The organism is Actinoplanes sp. NPDC048791, assembly GCF_040650095.1.
Lineage (GTDB): Bacteria > Actinomycetota > Actinomycetes > Mycobacteriales > Micromonosporaceae > Actinoplanes.
In genome coordinates this window covers 1-13,817 of the sequence record NZ_JBEZGQ010000115.1, presented here as the reverse complement: position 1 = coordinate 13,817, position 13,817 = coordinate 1, and the positions used below count along the sequence as shown (strand labels likewise).

Genomic DNA, 13,817 nt, shown 5'->3' with positions numbered 1-13,817 from the left:
GTCGGCCCGGCGGAGGCTGGCCTTGCGGAGGAACGCCCGGCCGACGATTCCCCCGCGGGGGAAGACCCGGCGGGGGAAGACCCGGCGGCGGTCGACCCACCGGCGGTCGACCCACCGGCGGCCACCCCAGCGGAAGTCATCGCAGCAGCAGCCGGCCCCGCGGCGGAAACCGGCGCGGCCGCGCCAGGCACAGCCGAAACCGGAGCAGCGGACCCCACCCCTGCCGAAGAAACCGGCGCGACGGCCCCGCCCGCCGGTCCCGACGACGCAGGACCCGAGACAGAACCGGACGGAACGCCCCCCGCAGGCGCCCGCCGCCCAGCCGCAGCAGCAGCGGCACGAGCAGCAGAAATACCCCCACCCCCCGGCGCCGGGGACTGCGCTGCGGTGGTGGGCTCCGGGCGTACCTCATCGGCGGAAAGCGTGAGACGCCGCTCCATCCGCTCCAGGCGCTGGAGGAGCGCGTTGTTCGCGTCGTCCGCGCCCGGGAGCAGCATGCGGGCCGTGATCAGCTCGAGGAGCAGCCGCGGCGCGGTTGTGCCGCGCATCTCCACCAGGCCGTTGTGCACGATGTCCGCGCAGCGGGACAGGGTCGCCGGGCCGAGCCGGGTCGCCTGTGCGCCCATCTGCTCGAGCTGGTCGGCCGGGCCGTCGATCAGGCCCTTGCTGACCGCGTCCGGCACCTGTTGCAGCACGATCAGGTCGCGGAAGCGTTCGAGCAGGTCGGAGGCGAAGCGCCGGGGGTCGTGCCCGGCTTCGGCCACGCGGTCGATGGTCTGGTACGCCGCCGCCCCGTCACCAGCCGCAAGCGCGTCGCACATCTCGTCGATGAGCGCCACGTCCGTCACGCCGAGCAGCGAGACCGCCCGCGGGTAGCTCACTCCTTCGGGGCCGGAGCCGGAGATGAGCTGGTCGAGCACCGACAGGGTGTCCCGGGCGCTGCCGCCGCCGGCCCGGACGACCAGTGGCAGCACGGCCGGGTCGACGTGCACGCCCTCGGCCTCGGTGAGCTGCTGCAGGTACGGCCGTAGCACCGCCGGTGGGATCAGCCGGAACGGGTAGTGGTGGGTGCGGGAGCGGATCGTGCCGAGGACCTTTTCCGGCTCCGTGGTCGCGAAGATGAACTTCACGTAGTCCGGCGGCTCCTCGACCAGCTTGAGCAGCGCGTTGAAGCCGGCCGACGAGACCATGTGGGCCTCGTCGATGACGTAGATCTTGTAGCGGCTGCTGGCGGGCGCGAAGAACGCCTTTTCCCGCAGGTCACGGGCGTCGTCGACGCCACCGTGGCTGGCCGCGTCGATCTCGATGACGTCGATCGATCCGGCGCCGTCGTTGGCCAGCGACTTGCACGAGGCGCAGACCCCGCACGGCTCGGGGGTCGGGCCTTGCTCGCAGTTGAGCGAGCGGGCGAGGATGCGCGCGCTGGACGTCTTGCCACAGCCGCGCGGCCCGGAGAACAGATAGGCGTGATGCAGCCGGCCGCTGCGCAGTGCCTGCGACAACGGCTCGGTGACGTGCTCCTGCCCGATGACCTCGGCGAAGGTCCGGGGCCGGTACTTGCGGTAGAGGGCGAGTGCCACTCCTGCCACCTCCTGCGACGACCGCGCCATTCTCCGTCGAGGGTGTGACAACAACAAACCCCGGGGAACGAAAGGACCCCCCGTGCACCCGCCAGAGCTCGCTTATCCTTGCTGCCTTCCGGCCCTGGGGAGGTTCACAAGATGACGCCGCACGAGGGGCTGCGAACAGAGTACCTGGCCCGGCGTGGACGCCGCGCGGCCCTCCCGCGCAACGCGGCCCGGGCGGGCCTGTATTCTGGCCGACGGAGGATTCGCCTAGAGGCCTAGGGCGCACGCTTGGAAAGCGTGTTGGGATAAAACCCTCACGAGTTCGAATCTCGTATCCTCCGCCAGCTCGACCCGCACGACGCCTGGGCCGGTCCCCGTTGGGATCGGCCCTTCTGCGTGCGTGGCATCAGGCGCGTCGCCGCCGGATCACCCGCAAAGTTGATCTCGGCTGTCAGGATGAGCGTCCCTTCGGACATGGGACTGACGTGACCTCTGAGATTGACGTCCGGCCCCGGCGGGGGCTGCGCCCGTCCCGATCGCTCTCCGGGCTGTTGCTGCTCATGGTCGTCGCGGCCGCGGTTCGTCTCGGTCTGCTCCTGCTGGAGTGGCCGGCGAGCAACAGCGACGAGGCCACGATGGGACTGATGGCGATGCACATCGCCGAGGGCGTCCACTTCCCGAGCTTCATGGACGGCCAGTCGTACATGGGTACCGCGGAGGCCTATCTCCCCGCAGCTGTGTTCCGGGTGTTCGGCCCGTCCCTGGCCGGGCTGCGCGTCCCGATGCTGCTGTTGTTCCTGCTCTTCCTGGCCGCGCTGTACGTGTTGGCCCGGCGCCTGTACGGCAATGCGGTGGCGTTGGTCTCGGTCGGGTTGCTGACGCTCGGGTCCCGAGAGTTGTACGGCCACCAGCTGGTGGCCCAGGGTGCGATGCCCGAAACGCTGCTCATCGGCACCCTGCTCCTGCTCCTCGCCCATCGGCTGCTGGACACGCCGGACGACCCGGGCCACGCGGGTGCGCAGCGGTGGCGGCTGGCCGGCTGGGGCGCCGCCGCCACGATCGGGCTGTGGAGCACCCTGCTGATGGCTCCGTTCGTGCTCACCTCGGCAGTGCTGGTCTGGATGACCCTCCGCCGACGGGCGGCCTCACCGCCGGGCGGGCTGTGGGCGCTCAGTGGCGGACTGCTGACGGGCGCTGTGCCGTGGCTTCTGCACGACTTCACCCACCCGTGGCGGGACAGTGGTGTGGTCAGCGTCGTGACCATGTACCTCAGTGGTGGCACCGGGCTGAACGGCGAACAGTCGGCCGGGCTCACCAGCCAGGTGACCAACACGGTGACGACCAGCCTCCCCTACGTAACCGGAGGCTCCGCGATCGCCCACCCGTTCTCGCGGCCCGCCTGGGCCTTCGGCTATTCGGGAAGCTGGCATCCACCGACGGACGACGCTGTGGCCACACTGTGGGGGCTCGCCCTCATCGTGCTGTGGACCGTGGGGCTCGTCACCTGCATTCGCGTCCTGCGTCACCGGCGCAGCGCGCCGGACGAGCGAAGTGGTGAGGCGCCCGCCCGGGCCCAGCTGTACGGCAGGCTGGCGATGCTGATCGCAGCCGGTCTGACGGTCGTGGCCTTCGCCGCCAGCTCCACACCAGGCGTCGCCCCGGCCAACAACGCCCGCTATCTCATCGGCGTCCTCGTCGCCACCCCAGCCGTCGTGGCCGCCGTGTGGAGCCTGTGCTCGATGGCACCGCGATTCGGCGGCCCGCTGCGGGCCGCGGTGCTGATTTTCGTCGCCATGACGCTGGCTCTGGGCACTGCGCAGGCTTACCGGGACGCCTCCCGGGGCCCGAGCGAGGCCACCAGCCGGCAGCTGATCGAGGCTCTGCGCCGCGAAGGCATCACCCACGTCTACAGCGGCTACTTCGACTGCAACCGGCTGACCTTCGTCAGCCGGGAGGAGATCATCTGCGCTGTCCTGTTCGGCAGTCCCGCCGAAGGGCTGCATCCGGGATTCGATCGCTACCTGCCCTACCGGACCGAAGTGCGGGCCGACCCTCTCGCGACCTACGTGTTCCGCTCCGGCGACTCCCGCAACACCGCCCTGGGCCGCCTGACGTGCCACTGGCAGAAACGGTGGCGCTTCGCCGGCTACGAGATATGGCAGCCGGCGGCCGGCTGCCCCGTCCCCGCCGCGAAGGATGGCTGACGCACCCAATTGGGTGGCCGGATCCGCCTCGGCGGGTGAGCATGGTCGCCATGGCGAGGGACCAGGTGTGGTTGCCACTGCAGGGCGGCCTGCCGCCGGTCGATGCGGTGTCCGGCCCCGTCGTGGAGATCGCCTGTGACGAGTCCGGCTTCTCCGGCAGCAACCTGCTCGATCCCACCACCCCGGTGATCACCCATGCCAGCGTCGACCTGAGCGTCGGTGAGGCGGTCGGGTTGATCGCGGCGTTGCGGTCCGGGTTCCGGTATTCGCCGTACGAGTTCAAGTCGGGGCAGTTCCTGCGGAGTCCGCAGGCCGGCGAGGCGCTGGAGTGGTTCCTCTCGGAGCTGCGCGGCCGGGCGAACGTGCAGCTGGTCGACAAGGAGTTCTTTCTCGTCACGCGGATCGTCGACTTCTTCCTCGGGGAGCCTTCCTACGCGGCCGGCACCCGGCTCACCCGGCAGAATCGGCCGGCGGCTTCCCGCCTCTACCGGGCCGGGCGGTCGACCGGGGACGCGTGGGGCGTCTTTCTCGCTGCGTTCGTCGAGCTGGTACGGCTCAAGCGACGGCACCGCCCCGATCCGGAGGCGTTCGCCCAGTTCTTCCGGGCGCGCGATGATCTGGGGCCCGACGCACTTGACGGGCTCGACCGGGCACGCGTGCAAACGGTCCTGGCCCGGTTGTTCGACGACGACCGGTCGATCCCGCCGCCGCTGGAGCCGATGCTGCCCGCGCTGGCCGAGACCGTGCTGTTCTGGAGCGGCGGGCACCGGCAGGTGCTGGTGATCCACGACGAGCAGAGCGCCCTCACCGCCGGGCGGTTGCGGCAGTTGCAGCAGTTGCTGGCCGACGAGGCCGGGTTGCCGCCGGGCGGGGTGTCGCCGCTGGCCGGCCTGGTCACTGTGGACTCCCGGGATGATCCGCGGGTGCAGGTCGCCGACCTGCTCGCCGGAGTGGCGCGGCGGGTGCCGGGGTCTGCCGGCGACGGGCCCCTTCAGCCGTTCCTCTCACCGACGTCGCTGCGTGATGGGCAGCCGTGAGCCGGGTGGCCGTCCCGGCATTCGGCCGGGCAGATGTCGTCAACTGACCTGGAAGCTGGTCACCGAGGACCGCGCGTAGGACCTGATCACGATCTCGTACGCCCTCACCCGGCTGCCGTACTGCGGGAAGTTCCAGCCCTGGGGCGGCCGGGTGATGCCCTGCACAGCACCGGAGACCCGGCCGGTGGTGGTGATGGTGAGCCGGCGGCCGGACGGGTGCGCGAACACCATCTTTGTGCTGGTGGCCGCCCCGGGGACGAGTGTCCAGCCCGGCGCGAGGTGGAAGTACTGCCGCCACCGGCTCCGGTCCGGGAAGGTGTCGGTGACCCGCATCGTGCGGGTGTCGCGGTTGACGTTGACGCCGCGGGTGTGGCTGGTCCCGAACATCTTGTCCTGCACCGTCCAGTTGTGCGCGGCCGCCCGGACCACGTTGGCGGTCACCTTGCCGCCAGCGTCGGTCACCTTGCCGCCCTCGGGCAACGCCACGTTGTGGCTGTTCGGTGACAGCTGATAGGCGCGGTAGCTGTCACCGAGGTCGTAGCTGTACCGGCCCGGCCCGACGAGCACCCGTACGCCCGCGGCGCTGAACGTCACGCCGCCGGCCCGGTCGTGCTGGCCGTGCGCCCAGCGCTTAGGCCCGTACCGGACGGTGTAGTAGACCGCCCGCGGGTCGGTCCACGACCAGCGGCCGATCCCCCAGCCGGCCTGGTCGTCGCGGAGCACCCGCGGCGTCCGCAGGGTCGGCACGGGACCACCGGCGTTGTCGGAGTCGCCGACCTGGACGATCGAACCGTCCGGCTCGGTCAGCCACTCGTACGCGTTCCGGGCCTTCTTGACCGTCTTGTCGATCGTGGCGGCCGTGTCCTGGGATCCGGGCGTCGCGCGCAGCACCGACACGGCGCTGGCCCAGAGTCTGGTGTTGACCCCGTGGTACATCGAGGACTGCTCGTAGGAGAGGCCGCGCGCGGAGAACGCCTTGGTCGCCTCGCTCGTCAGCCGGCCGGTCGCGGTCTTCTTCCAGGCCGGCACCCCGAGGAGATCACCGGCCCGGATCAGCTGGAGGTTGGCCATCAGGCCGTGGTTGTGCACCGGCCGGTACGGCGGACCGTAGTACCGCGACCCGAGCAGCACCTTGGCGTCGGCGGTCATACCGGGCCGCAGCAGCTCCGAACCGGTGAGGGCGTACAGGCAGTTCTCGGTCTCGAGGCGGCGCAGCGCCGTACCCTCGTCCCAGCCGTAGTTGTTCGTGCCGGGATCCGGATTCTGCCGGTGGAACGCCGCGGCCTGCGCGACCAGCGCAGCCAGCGATTCCGCCTGGCTGTCCGCAGCGGCCCGCCGGGCCAGCGGTTTGATCCACATCAGACCCTGGTACTGCATCCGCCAGGTGGCGTCCGCGACCGGCGGGTTCCGCCAGGACGCCGCGGCGATCGCCCCGACGGTGAAGGTCGGCGCCGGCGGCAGGCTGACCCGGATCGGCTGTCCGTCGGGCACCGGTTCGGCCGCCGCGTTGCCGCAGCGGGCGCCGGCGGTCGGGTCCACGGCCAGGACGCGCCGGCCTGCTGTGGTCCCGGGCAGCGGTGTGTAGATCCGTAGCAGGGCTTCGACGTCATCAACGGCGACCGGGTCCGGCGGGATCACGTGCGGATCGCCGAGTGCCGCGACGGCCGGGTCCGCGCCGAACAGTCCCGCGGTGAGCGCGAGCGCGACGCTCGCCGTCAGCAATTTGTGAATCTGTTTCGGCACGCCGCCATCAGACCGCAACGCGGCGGCCTTTCCCATGATCGATCAGCCGTGGCACCAAGATCAAACCGTTCGGCCGAGCCGTTCCTGCCCTGATGAGAGGACGGACGGGCCGATCAGCCGCGCGCGCCGACCGGGTCCAGCGACTCCATCGTGCGTACCCGGGGCAGCGGTGACCGCAGCAGCCACCAGGACCCGAGCATCCCGCCCGCCGCGGCGATCAGCAGGGTCGGCCGCAGGCCGATGCCGCTGCCCAGCAGGCCACCGACGACCGCGCCCAGCGGCCGGGCCCCGTAGTTGATCGTGCCGAACACGCCGGCCACCCGGCTGCGCATCTCGTCGGCCATCACCGCGGCCTGCACGGAGTTCAGGTTGATGTCCATCAGCATCACGCCGAAGCCGGCGATGGCCTCCGCGACGGCCAGCGCGGTGGCGGCCAGCCACACCGGCCCGCCGGCCAGGGCGATCACCGCGGTCGGGGCCGGGAAGAGGATCGCGCCGAGCAGCATCATCCGGCCCACCCCGAAGCGCCGGGAGAGCCGGGGAGCGAGCGCCGCCCCGGCGAGGCCGCCGAGAGCGCCGAGCCCCAGCGCCAGCCCGATGACCCCTACCGGCAGGCCGAGCGTACGGGTGGCGAAGAGCACCACCAGCGCCTGCGCGACGTAGCCGAAGAAGTTGACCGTGGTGACACAGCCGAGCCCGGCGCGCAGGTACGGATGACCGAGCACGTACCGCAGGCCGTCGCGGGCGTCCGCGAGCAGTGACCGGCGTGGTTCGACCGGCACGGGCGCCACCTGGATGCGGCCGATGAGCAGCGCCGAGCCCAGGAACGACACGGCGTCCACCAGCATCGCCACCGGCGCGGTCAAGGCCTGGATGAGCAGGCCGCCCAGCGCCGGACCGGCCACAAAGGACGCTGACCGGCTCACGCTGAGCTTGCTGTTCGCCTCGACGTACCGGCTGCGGTCGACCAGGGCCACGAAGAACGAGGGGTACGCGGCGGAGAACAGCACCTGCCCGGCCCCGGCCAGCAGCGCCACGGCGAACAGCTGTCCGAGGGTGACGACGCCGAGCCAGTGAGCGACGGGCAGGCTGAGCAGCGCGGCGGCGCGCAGCACGTCAGCGGCCACCAGCAGCCGCTTGCGGTGCGCCTGGCGGTCCACCCAGGAGCCGACGAGCAGCGACAGCAGGTTCGGCGTCCAGACCGCGGCCGTCAGCAGGCCGACCTGGGTGGGCGTGGCGGACAGGGTGAGCACGGCGATCAGCGGCAGGGCGAGCTCGCTGATCCGGTCACCGAACTGGGAGATCGTCTGCCCGGCCCACAACCGCTCGAAGCGCCTCACGACTCCTCCCCCGGGACCGGCCGGAGGTCGTCCGCTCCCGGCAGGTAGTGCCGCAGGATCCGCACGATCCGGGCGCCGGCCGGTGCGTCCGCTTCGGCGCGGTGCACGTACGGCGCGATCAGCTCGTCGATGCGGCCACTGAGCTCCGCCAACTCTTCGGGGGTGAGGGGCACGCTGGTGTTGGAGGTGCCGGCGACCTGCTGCCACTGCGCCGGCAGGGTCGGCCCGACGTCGGCGATCCAGGCGTTGACCTGCTGCTGGGCCGCCATGGCGAGCTGCTCGCCGAGGGCCCGGGCGGCCAGCTGCGACTCCGGGTCGTCGCCCATCGTCACCGAGAAGCCGCGCGCCTTGGCTTTCCACCAGCGCTGCCGGCGGTCGCCCGGCACCTCGTCCGGGTCGGCGTCGGTGACCAGGCCGAAGCCGGCCAGGTGCCGCAGGTGCCAGCTGGTGACCGACGGTGTCGCTCCCACGTGCGGCGACAGCGCGGTCGCGGTCGCGGGTCCGTTGCGCTGGAGATAGGACAGGATCGCCAGCCGTACGGGGTGAGCGAGCGCTCGCATCGCCTGCGGGTCGGTGACCTGCAGATCGCCGAACGGATTCGTGAGAGACATGTTTCGAGAGTAGTCTCTCACATCTCGGGTCGCTACCCCTGCGCCGCGGCGATCGCCTCGTCGACGGTCGGGAAGATGGCGAAGTACCGGCTCAGGCCCACGGTCTCCAGCAGCGACACGAGGAAGCGGTTGGCCCCCGCGAAGCTCAGCCACCCACCGCGGGCGGCGATCACGTGCTTGGCGGTGATGAAGGCGCTGAGCCCCACGGAGTCGCAGAACTTCAGGTCCGCCAGGTCCACGACGATGCGCGGCACCGGCCGTTCCAGGAGTTCGGCCAGGAGTTCATGGAGCTGGGTGGCGGTGTCGGCGTCGAGTTCGCCCTTCAGGCGCAGCACGGCGACGTCGGAGCGGAGGTCGGTCACGGTGGCCTGCATGGAGCATCACTTTCGTCCTGGTTAAGGGGATTCACAGCGTAGATCCACCCGAACGGCCGATGGCGGACAGTTCGTCCGCTCCCTCACCTTCGCGGCGTCGCGTTGCGCAACCGGATCCCACTGAATCGCAGCGAGCTCGCGGCAACCTCGTCCATGACCGCCCACAGGTTGCTGACCAGCCGCAACTGGATCCCGGCACCCTCGTGCAGGGCGAGCAGGTCACCGACGGGCTCAGCCGGCCCGAGCGGGGTCACGGCGGTGGTGGCGACCATCGCGTGCGGCTGCGGGGAGCCGAGCGGGCGGAACGGTGCCGCGTCGAAGCGGTACGCGTACAGGTGGGCTGTCTGCAGGGCCGGCAGCCAGCCGTACTCGATGGCATGCACGCGGCGGTCGCCGAGCAAGCGGCGGTCGGCCGCAATGGTCTCCGGGCCCGTCCAGGCCAGCACCCGGGGGCAGTCGCGGGGGAACCAGTAGGCCGGCGCCTGCTCGGCGTCGACGGCCCACACGTACGGCTCGGGTTGCTGGGCAGTGGCCGCGACGTGCGGCACGAAGCGGGTGATGGCGGGGTCTTCGGAGAAGTGCAGGACCTGACCGGCGAGGGGACGCACCGCTGTTTACTAACAGAATCGGGCCGGACCCCGCAGGGTCCGGCCCGATCGAGATATGTGGCTGGCCGAGAAGTTCAAGCGTGCGGCACAGCCCGGCTCCTGGCGCTCAGAGCTTGCGCCACTGCCAGCGTGGACCGCGCCACGCGTCGGCCAGGATCAGCGCGGACGCCTTTCCTGGACACTGCTGCACCTTGGATTTGCCCTGGGGGCCACCCATCTGGGCTTCGACCTCCCAGACCTCGCCGTCGGTGCGGACGTAGACATCCCGGCGCGCGAGCCGGTTGTCACCATTCCACCAGTGCTGCTCAACTCTCACCTGACCAACCTTAGGGCAGACATAGACACCTTTGCGCGAGGCCGTCGTGTGAAACTTTTTCGCCGCCAGGGTGGGACGGGTTGTCCGATCCGGTGGATTTCGGCCCTACGCCTTGCGCAGACGCGACATATTAGGGCGGCGCCTTAACTGTTACTCCGGGTAATCTTCCCAGGTAACAACGTCGCTCCGCCAGGGACGAAACGGTACCGACACGCATCCGTCACCTGATCAGCGAATTTGATCATGGTGGGGCGGCGGCGGCAGGGTTCCGAGGCCCGGTGTCGACTCCGGCCAGACAAGGAAAATTTGGCACGGTGCGTGATCGACGACGAATCGCGTGTGGTGCCCGAGACTGCGCGGCCCCAGCCGGCTGCGGTCACCGTCGCGGGCCAGCACCAGAAGATCCACATCGGCGCACGCGGCCACCACCTCACGCTCCGGCCGGCCCCGCCGTACCTCTCGGGCGGCATCCCGGCCGAGCCGGGCCGCCGCCGCGTCCAGCAGCTCGGTCTCGGCCCGGGCCAGCAGATACTCACCCTGATCGGTCGGGCCGGAGCGGCCGAGCAGACCCACCGGGCCACTCAGCGCGGCAGCCGTCGCGACATCCACGACGTGCAAGAGCGTCACGTCACCGGGCAGGGGGCGCACCGCATCGACACAAGCCGCCCAGGTGCCCTCCGCGACCCACACCAGGATCCTCACACCCCAGACACTCGCAGACTCACCCACAGTGACGCCACCCCGACGATCAAGCAGGCCGGCACGGTGAGTGCGCCCAGCCTGAGAAATTCACCCGTCACGGGCGGGTGACCACTCTTGTGCAGGATCTGGCGCCACAAAAGAGTGGCGAGCGAGCCGACGTAGGTCAGGTTCGGACCGATGTTGGCGCCCAGCAGCACGGCCAGCACCAGACCGGGACTGTGCGCGGTGAACGGCAGCAGCATCAGGGTCGCCGGCAGATTGTTGAGCACGTTCGCCAGCAGGGCGGCCAGGAAAGCCATGGCCAGCAGGCCGAGCAGGTCGGCGTGGTGCGGGGCGACCCGGTCGACCAGCGCGCCGAAGCCGCCCCGGCTCACGCCCAGCACGACCACGCCCAGCGCCAGGACGAAGACGCAGAAGCCGGGATTCGCCTTCCGCACCAGCGTCGGCACGCCCACCCGGAGCCGTACGGCGAGCACGAGCGCACCGGCCAGAGCCACCCACGCCGGGTGGATGTCCAGCGGGGACGCCAGCGCGAAGCCGGCCAGGGTCACGCCGAGCACCGCCAGGGCGAAGCGCGGGGCCGGTACCGCCTCGACCGGCGGCCGGTGTGGCGGCGTCGCCAGGTCGTCGGCGAAGAAGCGGCGCAGGATCACGTACTCGACCGCGATGACGGCGAGCCAGGGCAATGCCATCAGCCCGGCGAAACTGAGGAACGACAGGCCGGCCGCGGACATCGCCAGGAGGTTGGTGAGGTTTGACACCGGCAGCAGCAACGAGGCGGAATTGGCCAGGTGGTTGCAGGCGTACACGTGGGGTTTGGGCCGGATGGCCAGCGCCGAGGCCGTGGTGAACACGACCGGCGTCAGCAGCACGACGGTGGCATCGAGGCTGAGCGCGGCGGTGACCGAGGCGGCGATGACGAACACCAGACCGAGCAGCCGCCGCGGCGAACCCTTGCTCCACCGCGCCGCGACCGCACCGGCGAACCGGAAGACCCCGCTCCGGTCGGCCAGGTACGCGAGCAGCAGCACAGCGGCGAGGAAAGCCACGGTGGGACCTAGATCACCCAGCTCGTGGAGCGCATCACGCCACGGCACGAGCCCGGCCACAACCGTGAGCACAGCCGCCGGTACGGCACCGACGGCCTCGGGCAGACCCCGGGGCCGTACGACAGCAAAACCGAGCACCGCGAGGAGCAGCAGCAGGGAGATCGCGGTGGGCACGATTGCGCACCCTACTGCTGGTCGCGGCCTCGCGCACAGCTCGCGTAGCGTCTCCATCATGCTTCGTCGATGGGGCCAGACCGGCCTGTTCCTGGCGCTCGGCGCCCTGCTCTGGATCATCGGCGGGTCGGTGTTCTACTTCCTCGCCTTCGCCCTGCTGGCGGCGTTCGTGTCGCCGCTGGTCTTTCCCCGGTCGATACCGGCCGCGGAGGCGCAGCGCCGCAGCGCCGCGGACGGGCGCGCCATCGTCTACTGGCGGCCGGGCTGCCCGTTCTGCCTGCGTCTGCGCGCTGTGCTGGGGATCACCTCACGCCGCGCCTACTGGGTCGACATCTGGAAGGACCCGGAGGGCGCGGCGGCGGTCCGCGCGGTGGCCGACGGCAACGAGACCGTCCCGACGGTCATCCTGGCGGGGAGCCCACACGTGAACCCCGACCCGCGGTGGCTCCGGAGCCGGCTGCGCGCCGGCTGACCAGCCGGTGCAGGACGACGAGCGGCACGACGCCGACCGGATACCAGGCGACGTCCACCCAGTCGAAGCTCGCACCCAGCACCAGCCGCGCCACCGGACTCTGCTCGGACAGCGCCGCAGGAACGCCGGTGAGCTGGAAGAACTCCACCGCCCAGCAGAAGCCGACGGCGAGGACCCCGGCCCGTACGGGCGGGATCGCCGGCCACAGTAGGAAGACGCCCGCATAGATCAGCGAGGCGTAGAGGGCCGTGCCGGAATACTGCTCAAGCCCGCCGTCGCTCACCGCCCGGATGCCGAAGGCGAGCCCGAGAACCACCACGACCGCGGCAAACGCCGACAGCCGTCCCCGCATCATGTGCCGCGGATCGTCAAGGTTTTCGACACGCCGCCCACCGCATAGCTGTCGCCCGGCGCGTACACCCGGTAGGAGTACGTGGCCTTGCCCGGCGGGTTGGCCGCGAGGGTGAACCGGCCGCTGTCGCGCACCTTGGCGGTGCTGACCTTGCGCCAGGTCTTGTCCGGGTACAGCCGCTGCAACTGCATGACCTTGCCCTTGTGCAACGGGGTGGCGCTGCCGTTGACGTTGACGCTCTTACCGACCGGCGCCGACTTCGCGGCCGGCGCCGCACTGACGGCATAGCGCTGGGTGCGCACGTGGCCGCTGTCCGAGGCGATGACCGTGTTCGGGTACGACAGCGCCGGCTGATCGACGCCCGGCACCCAGACGCACTGCAACCACTGCCGCTGAGTGGCGCTGAGGGTCCGCTGGTACGTGCCGTCCGCGCGGGTCTTCACCGTCGTGATGTTGCCCGGCTCCGCGCAGCCGTTGTCGGAGCTCAGCCGCAGCGACAGATTGGCCCACGGCTTGCCGGTGGTGGTGTCCCAGGCCCGGACCCGCTGGGTGACCGGCTTACCGGCTGGAGCCGGCTCCGGCGAGAACGTCATGTCCAGCCCCGGCCGATGCGAACTCTGCACCTGGAGGCTGGGCGTGTCGACCAGCGTCCGCGGATCGGTGTTCAGCACATTGGCATAGGTCTGATCCGCGGCATAGATGCTGATCGGCTGAACAGTCCCGCTCCAGGCCGAGGTGACCGGAAGCTTGCCGGTCCAGATCCCGTCCTTGTCGGTGCCTTCGGTCAATCTCAGCAGAATCAGGGAATTCCACGAGGCGTTCAACCGGAGCCGGGGCGACGCCAGCTCCTGGCCCGCCACATACTCGATCGGCTGGACGCCGGTCTCGTCGGTCAGCCGCACCCGCACCCCGACCAGCCGGGTCTGGGTGCCCGACACGGTCACCGAAGGAAGCTCCAGGGTGACCGACTCGAGCCGGGGCGGCGCGGTGTCCGCGGCCGGAGCGGCGGAGGCCGGCCCGGCAGGAATGAGGGACAGCACAGCAGCAACTGCCGGCGCGACGAAAGACGTTCGCATGGTGCGCACTGTACGGACCACGCGCAGCCCTGTCCGACCTGTTCCGAGGGAACCTCCCGGCCCCTTCGATGTCTTTGTCACTGCGGACCGGGCCGCATCCGCGCTTTGTTCGACAAGGCGGCCGCCGGAGGCGGGACCGCGCAGCCCGGATCCGTATCGGAGGTGCTGCGCCGTGGGCCCCGCGACGGCGG

General features: G+C 70.8%; 14 protein-coding genes, 1 tRNA gene and 1 other RNA gene. 4 read left to right on the top strand and 12 right to left on the bottom strand.

Going from position 1 to position 13,817, the window contains the following annotated elements; genetic code table 11:
• Both AB0C29_RS11795 and ffs read right to left on the bottom strand, forming a co-directional pair.
• The coding region (locus AB0C29_RS11795; protein WP_360818809.1) for a DNA polymerase III subunit gamma and tau at positions 1–1,580 on the bottom strand (1,580 nt) is incomplete at its 3' end.
• 68 nt (positions 1,581–1,648) lie between these two features.
• Positions 1,649–1,744: signal recognition particle sRNA small type (gene ffs, locus AB0C29_RS11790), an RNA gene on the bottom strand.
• Between the two features lie 80 nt (positions 1,745–1,824).
• Between ffs and AB0C29_RS11785 the strand changes: the two genes are divergently transcribed.
• The 3 genes from AB0C29_RS11785 to AB0C29_RS11775 all read left to right on the top strand — a co-directional run bounded on the left by AB0C29_RS11785 (position 1,825) and on the right by AB0C29_RS11775 (position 4,809).
• Positions 1,825–1,912: transfer RNA gene (locus tag AB0C29_RS11785), tRNA-Ser, on the top strand.
• A 141-nt stretch (positions 1,913–2,053) separates the two neighbouring features.
• Positions 2,054–3,772, top strand: coding sequence for a glycosyltransferase family 39 protein (locus tag AB0C29_RS11780; RefSeq protein WP_360818806.1), 1,719 nt, complete (start codon positions 2,054–2,056; stop codon positions 3,770–3,772).
• Between the two features lie 50 nt (positions 3,773–3,822).
• On the top strand, positions 3,823–4,809 hold the full coding sequence (locus tag AB0C29_RS11775) for a hypothetical protein (RefSeq protein WP_360818803.1): 987 nt from the start codon (positions 3,823–3,825) through the stop codon (positions 4,807–4,809).
• Between the two features lie 39 nt (positions 4,810–4,848).
• Here AB0C29_RS11775 and AB0C29_RS11770 read toward each other — a convergent pair whose 3' ends face one another.
• The 8 genes from AB0C29_RS11770 to AB0C29_RS11735 all read right to left on the bottom strand — a co-directional run bounded on the left by AB0C29_RS11770 (position 4,849) and on the right by AB0C29_RS11735 (position 11,726).
• Positions 4,849–6,552: a heparinase II/III family protein gene (locus AB0C29_RS11770; RefSeq protein ID WP_360818800.1), complete on the bottom strand. Its 1,704-nt coding sequence runs from the start codon at positions 6,550–6,552 to the stop codon at positions 4,849–4,851.
• Between the two features lie 113 nt (positions 6,553–6,665).
• The gene (locus AB0C29_RS11765; RefSeq protein ID WP_360818797.1) at positions 6,666–7,892 is read right to left on the bottom strand and encodes an MFS transporter; all 1,227 of its coding nucleotides are present in this window, start codon (positions 7,890–7,892) and stop codon (positions 6,666–6,668) included.
• Positions 7,889–8,503: a helix-turn-helix domain-containing protein gene (locus tag AB0C29_RS11760; protein WP_360818794.1), complete on the bottom strand. Its 615-nt coding sequence runs from the start codon at positions 8,501–8,503 to the stop codon at positions 7,889–7,891. The genes AB0C29_RS11765 and AB0C29_RS11760 overlap by 4 nt, the downstream gene beginning before the upstream one ends.
• 32 nt (positions 8,504–8,535) lie before the next feature.
• Positions 8,536–8,877 carry an STAS domain-containing protein gene (locus AB0C29_RS11755; protein WP_360818791.1) on the bottom strand — a complete coding sequence of 114 codons (342 nt, stop codon included), beginning with the start codon at positions 8,875–8,877 and terminating at the stop codon, positions 8,536–8,538.
• Between the two features lie 83 nt (positions 8,878–8,960).
• Complete coding sequence (locus AB0C29_RS11750) at positions 8,961–9,485, bottom strand: DUF6886 family protein (RefSeq protein ID WP_360818788.1); 525 nt, start codon at positions 9,483–9,485, stop codon at positions 8,961–8,963.
• Between the two features lie 106 nt (positions 9,486–9,591).
• Positions 9,592–9,801: a hypothetical protein gene (locus tag AB0C29_RS11745; protein WP_203768881.1), complete on the bottom strand. Its 210-nt coding sequence runs from the start codon at positions 9,799–9,801 to the stop codon at positions 9,592–9,594.
• Positions 9,802–10,029: 228 nt separating this feature from the next.
• The gene (locus AB0C29_RS11740) at positions 10,030–10,449 is read right to left on the bottom strand and encodes a universal stress protein (RefSeq protein WP_360818812.1); all 420 of its coding nucleotides are present in this window, start codon (positions 10,447–10,449) and stop codon (positions 10,030–10,032) included.
• Between the two features lie 50 nt (positions 10,450–10,499).
• Positions 10,500–11,726, bottom strand: a complete 1,227-nt coding sequence (locus tag AB0C29_RS11735) for an ArsB/NhaD family transporter (protein WP_360818785.1) — start codon at positions 11,724–11,726, stop codon at positions 10,500–10,502.
• Positions 11,727–11,784: 58 nt separating this feature from the next.
• On the opposite strand from AB0C29_RS11735, the gene AB0C29_RS11730 reads away from it, so the two are divergent.
• Positions 11,785–12,198 (top strand): glutaredoxin domain-containing protein, encoded by a 414-nt coding sequence (locus AB0C29_RS11730; protein WP_360818782.1) that lies wholly within the window; start codon positions 11,785–11,787, stop codon positions 12,196–12,198.
• Here AB0C29_RS11730 and AB0C29_RS11725 read toward each other — a convergent pair.
• Positions 12,128–12,553, bottom strand: a complete 426-nt coding sequence (locus tag AB0C29_RS11725; protein ID WP_360818779.1) for a DUF2809 domain-containing protein — start codon at positions 12,551–12,553, stop codon at positions 12,128–12,130. The genes AB0C29_RS11730 and AB0C29_RS11725 overlap by 71 nt on opposite strands.
• Entirely contained in the window at positions 12,550–13,626 is a 1,077-nt protein-coding gene (locus tag AB0C29_RS11720; protein ID WP_360818776.1) for a hypothetical protein, read from the bottom strand. The genes AB0C29_RS11725 and AB0C29_RS11720 overlap by 4 nt, the downstream gene beginning before the upstream one ends.
• Positions 13,627–13,817: the final 191 nt, after the last annotated feature.